Genomic DNA, 7,209 nt, shown 5'->3' with positions numbered 1-7,209 from the left:
CACCGGGCGCGAGTCTTCCGGGTAGACGTCGCCGGGCGGAGAGCCGATTTCCCCGGTGCTCTGGGCGTAGGAATTGCCGGCCCAACACCGCGCCTGCCCCTCGACAACCGCGCACAAATGATCCCCCGCACCGGCAACGTCTGTCACTGCCTCCGGCGAGAAAATATAGGACAAGTGATTGTAATCCGCGTCTCTGCGGAGCTGTCGTCTGTCATTGAGGCCGCCGCACTTGAGAGCGTCCACCATGTCGGTTGTGCAGATGTTGTAATCCGCGTAAAAAACAGCTTTAACCTTTTTGTTTAAAGGCTCCAAAGGAACAATGTTTCCAAGGCTGCGGTGATTGCCCTTTTTAAGATTGGGGAAAAAGCAGTAGACCTCTTGGCCTTTTGTTTTCAGACAAAGGTGATGTCTGCCTACCGACACCGATGCAAAGTCACTCCGATACGTGTTGAGAGGGGCCAGCTCGGGCGAGGCGCTCCTCGTTGAAGACGCCACAATGCACACCACGAGGGCAAACGCTCGAAAGAAACGCTTGACGATCAGAAACTTACGGCTGGACTGTTGGCTCATAGGTCTACTCGCTTTGACAGTCTTCATTGGCGAATCATCTCGTTTTCAGTGTCTCGACGTCTTGAAGGGACACAACATTGTTTTGCGCCGTTCGGCGCGCCGGTCAAGTGAACCGATAGCCGAAACAGAGTTGGAGCGGCTTGCTTTACGGGGCGCATTAAGGCCTCCAACCTGTTTTCACGAAGTTAATGTACTGTTGTACGCGGGCGTCGTCCCCTGTGACGACACCAGTTTTGGGGTTGATTCCAACCAACCAGTTGCCCTGCTCGTCCATAAAACGTCGATTGCTGTCGGTTACTTTTCTATTGAAATCGATGGCTTGATTCTTATAGCTAGTGTCGTGTTCGTTGACTATTATACGAGTCATTGCTTTGACTTCTGCATTGTCGACGTTGGAACTCAACCTCGTTCTCCTTCTTAGGAGCCTTTCACATACTTTAATTTCATCTTCGTTGCTTTCTGACGAGGCGGGTCCATTGCTGCCCAGTTTCGCATCTGCGAGCATGCCCCCTATCTGGTCCTCAGGGAAAGAGCCTGCTCCTTGGACCATAATTTGCAAGCTTATAGTGTTTAAATCGCTTAGCGATCCGCCCTCCGTCACGTACAAGTCTGCAGCAAGTGATTCCGTGTCAATCGTATTGAATATGTTGATATACTTAGTCTTAAGTATTTTTATTTCATATTTAATATCTTCTGAGGATGACGATCCTTTATTCTCTAGATAAGCTGTTTCTAAGCCCTTTTCAAATCCCCTCTTCAAAGAGTCTATGAGCGTCGACTTCGCTTTCTTGCTGAAAGCTATGTCTTTGAAGAAGTCGGAGTCCGCTTTATGCATGGACATTACTAGGTTCTGAGTCAGCGCTAGATGGTAGCTGCCTTTCTTTCCTGACCTTCCTTCTGTGGCACCCGCGACTCCTGTCGGACCACTTATTTCGTCGGCGAGGTCTGATCCGTATTCCTTGAGAATGTCTCCGGATTTCTCTCTCAGGCCACGATTGAAGTAGCCAAAACGGTCCTACCCCTCGTGTTCGGCGTCCGATTGAGACAGCCCATCGATGTAGCCTTGCAGAAACTCTCGAACTACATACGGCGACTGCGGTTGGCGGGTGTCCGAACTAGCTTTGTCGATGATCTCACCGAGAGCGTTCCCATAGTCCAAGTAGAACATTTCGTTTTCATTTTGATATGGAAGAAGGCGTCTGTGTCAAACAAGGTAACGGACTAAGCTCGTTGGTTGATCGACAGTGTTTTTTACAGCAAACGGCGCTTCCGTGGCCAAGAAAGTGCGTGAGGCTGCGGCATTGCCGCCCATCCCGACTAACATGTTTTGAATTGGATCCCACGTTTTTGTCAGCGGAGGGCGGTACTCCACATTTGGAGGGGCAAACGGGCCAGGATGCTTGTAGTCCCAGCTAACGATGTCATCCGCTATCGCGTGTTTTCCGTTGAGAAAAGCATCTCCCAATCCTAAGTGCGCACAGCTTTTCGCGGCGTCGGCTATCATACCGCTGATGAGATAGTACCCAGGTTTTCCATGTCCCTTGGCAGATGCCTCTTTTCCGTTCCAATAGCTCGGGCCTAACTCGTTCAAGCCGTCCAGGTACCTCGCTCTTTGTTGTTTCAACGATGTGTCGAAGTCATATTTGATCCCGTCGAGTCCGGTGTTCCAAGCATTCCAAAGATTGCGGCCATCCGCGTCAAGACTGTTTCGAAGGCCTCCGGCGGTGAGTATGAGAGAGCTTCCAAGGATGGCGCGCACCTCTCTGGCGGAGTCCTCAGAGAAGTGATTGGTTGTGCTGGCAAGCGACGCCAGTCTCAGAGTGTTGTTCGCGCCTAATGTCAGCCCAAACGCATTGGCGAAGAAAGGATCCTTGGCCATCCTTTCGCCGTATGCAGTCTTGAAATACTCGAGGTCCTTTTGTTCGATCTTGCTTTTCAGGCGACCGTTGGTTGCCATGAAGACTTGGGTCGCCTTTTTGGCGTCGGCTCTGGCGGAGTCCCAACGGGCCTGGGCGGAAACGTCCCCGCTGTGACCGAGAGCGCGTGGACCGGAGACGTCTCGCTTGGTTGACATAGCACAAGCCGATTCGCGGGGTGACGACGTCCCGGCAGAGCCAGTTTGATGGCTTTCAGACGGCGCGCATCCCGAGACGGCGACGAACAAGGACAGCAAGAAAGCCACGAATGACCTGCTGTTTCTGAGAGGTTTTCGCGAGTTCATGAGAGTTTCCCACCGGGTGCTGAAACGCGGAGCTTCTCGGACTCTAGCCGTTCTTGCCTGGCCCCTTCACGTACTGTGCGACTTGAAGAACGCTCCGGTGCGAGGGCGCCGCAAAGCCGAGTTGCCCCGATTCCCGCCCTTGCGCTGCCAAAACTGAGATCGCCCATGCGCGCTTCCTTCCAGAAATTTGACGTGATACGCAAACCTTAGCACTGCATGAACGCTTTCGCAGGATGTTTCAACATGTGAGCCGCCAACTCAGGCGGCCTGCCGGAACTGCGCAAAAGTGGAGCGGCACATTAGAAAGGAATCCAACATCCCTACGGAATCGGGCATGGTTGACTCACTGAACATCATTGACTGCGGCTGCCCGTTTCAGACAGCGGCTTGGAGGCGGTTCAGGGTCGGAAAAACAGCAGTGCCCCAGCCGTTGGGCGGGGCACCGCGTCGATAGAATTCGCTTCAGCCAGAGTACAGGGCTGTCTCGACTGGGCGAGACTGCCTCAGTCGGAGAGCTTGAGCCCGCGGAATCGGTTAAGCGCCGCTCCGGCGTCGACCCTTCGGGGCCGCACGAGGAAGGCCGGGTACTCGCGCGCTCCGAAACGCCTTAAAGTGTCCAGCCCGCCGCTCGTGAGCATGCGTTCGACCTGATCGAGAGCTTCGCCGACGGTGAGCTCTCCGTAGCAGACATGTTCGAGCATGCCCCGCACGATCCAGGCGATCGCTTCGCTTTGGCCGCTCTCGACGATCTGTTCGACGTCGGCGAGGCTGATCGTCTGGTTGTCGAGGATGATGCCGTCGGTCCCGGCCGCCTTCGTTTTCGGGCGGTCATTTTGCACGTTCTCGGGAAGCGGGCAGCGCTTGGACTCGGAGACCGGCCAAGGCTCGTCCGTTCGTTTGCGCGGTTGTTCTTCAACCACCTTGCGCGCCCTGTCCGTCACGTCGTAGCACTTATAGGTGTCGAGCATGATGACTCTGTCCGCTGCGTCCAGGTAATCTCCGGTTCCGCCCGTGATGATGAGAGTCGAGACGCCGCCGGTGTCGGCAAGTGCGCGAATGCGATCGACCAGAGGAGTGATGGGTTCGGATTCCACGAGCGTGCGCATCCGAGAGTCGCGCACGAGCAGGTTGGACGCCGAGGAGTCTTCGTCGATGAGCAGCAGGCGCGTGCCCAGCTCGATGGCCTCCATGATCGAGGCAGCCTGGGAAGTTGAGCCGGAGGCGTTTTCGGTGGTGAAGCGAGCGGTGTCTGCGCCGCCGGGAAGTTCGGTGATGAGCGGAGAGACGTCGACGCCGGTCACGGCGCGCCCGTCCGCCGCTCGAACCTTCACCGCGTCGTCGACGGTCGCGACCAGTTCGCGCCCGTCGCCCGGGATGTGGGGGTAGACGCCGCGCTGGAGGGCGTTGAGCAAGGTCGATTTGCCGTGGTAGCCGCCGCCGACGATGACCGTCACACCGGGTTCAATCGCCATACCCTTGACGAGGCCGGCGTGGGGGAGGGTGACTTCGCGGCGCAGCGATTCGGGCGACTCAAAGGCGACGGCGTCCTCCATCGGAAGCTGAGAAACGCCGGAAAGGCGAGCCAGCATCGACCCGTCGGCCACGAAGGCTATCCACCCGTTGTCGGCCAAAGCCTTTTGCAGCGCGTGGTAATCCTCGTAGGCGTGGACGTGGGCGCGCATAGCTTCCAGATCGGCTGCGGCTTCCGAGGACGTGAAGTCGAGGGTGTTGACGATGGCGTCGGGCACGTCGCGGTCGAAAATCTCGGCCGCCGTGCGCCCTAAGATCATCCTGCCTCGCGCGGGCATCTGCACCTGGAATCGCAGCTCGATTCGGTCCGCGGACACGGAACAAGCGGAACGCTCGAGTATCTCCTGGCCGGTTCTGGCGATCTGCACAGCGCCGCGGCCGTGGCTCTGGATTTCGCGGTCAAAGGTTCTGATGAGGAAATCGGCGACGGCGATGCGCTGCTCGCGCGTCTCAATGAGACTCGTGGGAAGCCCCATCTTCTCCGGCGTCGACTGAACTCTTAGAAGCGACGGCGGTGCAAACGGGTCGGCCTGGATCCGGTCGATCATGACCTGGAAAGTGCCGTAGTCCCAATCTCCGATGACGGTCTTGTATGCACCGTATGTTTTGCCATCGAGCTGCTCCAAGGAGCTGAGAAGATCCGCGTCAGTTCCGGTGCGACGAGCGGGGGGCTCGTCGTAACGGCGGGTATTCGGACGAGGACGTTGGAAATCCGAGCGAGAGCGCATAAAACCTAGCTTAAGCTACTAAACCTTTAGACGGTTACGACGACGGGATTAGAAAACCAATCCCTGGATGAATACGCGGCCATCTTACGGGAAGAGCTCTCCACGTTCAACCATTGAACGTTCCGCATGTCGTGCAGGGCTTCCTATGGCGAAGTGAGGGGATCGTTGGCCTGCCGGAAGGAGCCGATGGATCTCCTGAATGCCGGTGAATACTGGAACAAATACAGATTCGGCTGAAAGGTGAGCGACGTCTCTGAGTTTCAGCTCACCTTTCAGCCGTGATTTGTCCTTCGGCAACGCCCCTTCACACCGAATTCCGTCTTTCGGCTGCAATTTGCCTTCTGGTTCTGACCGGCCTTTTGGTTTCGACTTGCCTTCTGGCGGCGGTCATTCGACCAGGCTCATCGCTTGGCGGGCGATGGCGAGTTCCTCGTTCGTGGGGACGACCAGCACCGCGACTGTCGAGTCGGGGGTCGAGAGGATTCGGGGCTCTTTCGAGCGGGCGGCGTTCAGGTCGGCGTTGATTCTCACGCCGAAGCCCGCGAGCCTGCCTATGACGTCGGCCCTCAGATCGGCGTCGTTCTCGCCTGCCCCCGCCGTGAAGGTTATCGCGTCGAGGCCTCCCATGACGGCTGCGTACGCACCGATGTACTTGACGATTCGATGGGCGTAGACCGCCAAGGCCTCGATCGCGTTCTCGTCTCCCTCGGCAGCGAGGGTGCGCACCGCGCGCATGTCGTTTTGTCCAGTCAGGCCCTTCAGACCGGAGCCGCGGTTGAAGAGGGCGTCGAGCTCGTCTATGTCCATGCCCGCTGTGCGCGCAAGGTGGAAGACGACCGCGGGGTCGATGTCGCCGGTGCGCGTTCCCATGACAAGGCCTTCAAGCGGCGTGAGCCCCATCGACGTCTCCACCGCCGAGCCGTTGACCACTGCCGACACCGAGGCGCCGTTGCCGATGTGCAGCACGATCTGCCGAAGGTCGTCGCGCCCGAGGATCTCGGAGACACGGCCCGAGACGTACTGATGCGACGTCCCGTGGGCGCCGTAGCGGCGAATTTCATGTTTCTCCGCGATTTCGCGGTCGATGGCGTACGTCGCCGCCTCGCCCGGAAGCGACTGGAAGAATGCGGTGTCGAAGACGACGACGTGAGGGACGTCCGGCAGCAGACGGCGGGCCACCCTGATGCCGATGAGGTGGGCGGGGTTGTGAAGCGGGCCGAGCGGACACAGCTGCTCGATCCGCGCTTCGACGGCGTCGTCGACCAGGGCCGGGCCGTCGAAGTACTTTCCCCCTTGGACTACGCGGTGGCCGATGGCCTTGATCGATCCGTCTGTCAGCGACGGGCCGATCTCCTCAAACAGGCTGAGCACGGTTTCCATTCCCACCGTGTGATCGGGAACGGGGCCATCGATCTCCCGGCTTTTTTCGCCGTATTCGTGCTTGATGCGGCCGGTCTCCTCGCCGATGCGCTCGACGAGCCCCGAGGCGATCTCCTCGCCCGAGCTGGGGTTGATCAGCTTGTACTTGATCGACGAGCTGCCGGAGTTGATGACGAGAACTGACATGATGTCCTTACCTGTTTTGCTTAGGATTGTTGAGTTTGGGCGATTTGCCGGGCCGAGGCCGCGATTGTCCGGCCAAAAGGTTTGCCCGGCCGAAGCGGACGGCGGGCCCGGACGCGCTGCTCAGCCCCGGACTTCAGCCTGGGCGGATCGCCGGGCCCGTGCCGCCCGGCTTAGACAGATTGCTCGGCTTGGGCGGATTGCTGAGCCTGTACGGCCGTGATCGCGATGGTGTTGACGATGTCCTCGACCAACGCGCCCCGCGAAAGGTCGTTGACGGGCTTGTTCAGCCCCTGAAGCACCGGGCCCACGGCTATGGCGCCCGACGTCCTCTGGACCGCCTTGTACCCGATGTTTCCCGCGTTGAGGCTGGGGAAGACAAAGACCGTCGCCCGCCCGGCCACAGGCGAGTTCGGGAGTTTTTTGGCGGCCGCAGCCGCGTCGACGGCGGCGTCGTATTGGATCGGCCCCTCGATGAGGAGGTCGGGGTTGAGCTCGCGCGCCAGGCGAGTAGCTTCGACGACCGCGTCGACGTAGGGTCAATTGCCCGAATCCCCCGTGGAGTAGGAGAGCATGGCCACCTTCGGGTCCACCCCG

5 protein-coding genes and 1 pseudogene are annotated in these 7,209 nt (G+C 58.7%); all 6 read right to left on the bottom strand.

What is annotated here, in order from left to right; all coding sequences use genetic code 11:
• Nucleotides 1-570 (bottom strand): RCC1 domain-containing protein (locus ACO48X_RS10205; protein WP_485001982.1); only part of this gene is annotated, 570 nt, incomplete at its 3' end.
• A gap of 157 nt (nt 571-727) precedes the next feature.
• Nucleotides 728-1,411, bottom strand: coding sequence for a hypothetical protein (locus tag ACO48X_RS10200; protein ID WP_485001981.1), 684 nt, complete (start codon nt 1,409-1,411; stop codon nt 728-730).
• Between the two features lie 363 nt (nt 1,412-1,774).
• Nucleotides 1,775-2,527 carry a hypothetical protein gene (locus tag ACO48X_RS10195; RefSeq protein WP_485001980.1) on the bottom strand — a complete coding sequence of 251 codons (753 nt, stop codon included), beginning with the start codon at nt 2,525-2,527 and terminating at the stop codon, nt 1,775-1,777.
• Between the two features lie 767 nt (nt 2,528-3,294).
• Nucleotides 3,295-5,049, bottom strand: coding sequence for a P-loop domain-containing protein (locus ACO48X_RS10190; RefSeq protein WP_485001979.1), 1,755 nt, complete (start codon nt 5,047-5,049; stop codon nt 3,295-3,297).
• Between the two features lie 387 nt (nt 5,050-5,436).
• Nucleotides 5,437-6,615 carry an acetate/propionate family kinase gene (locus tag ACO48X_RS10185; protein ID WP_485001977.1) on the bottom strand — a complete coding sequence of 393 codons (1,179 nt, stop codon included), beginning with the start codon at nt 6,613-6,615 and terminating at the stop codon, nt 5,437-5,439.
• A gap of 170 nt (nt 6,616-6,785) precedes the next feature.
• Nucleotides 6,786-7,209 (bottom strand): annotated as a pseudogene (locus ACO48X_RS10180) (phosphate acyltransferase); the annotation flags it as partial.

This window comes from Peptidiphaga sp., from assembly GCF_057238965.1.
This window is presented reverse-complemented; position numbering and strand designations above follow the sequence as displayed.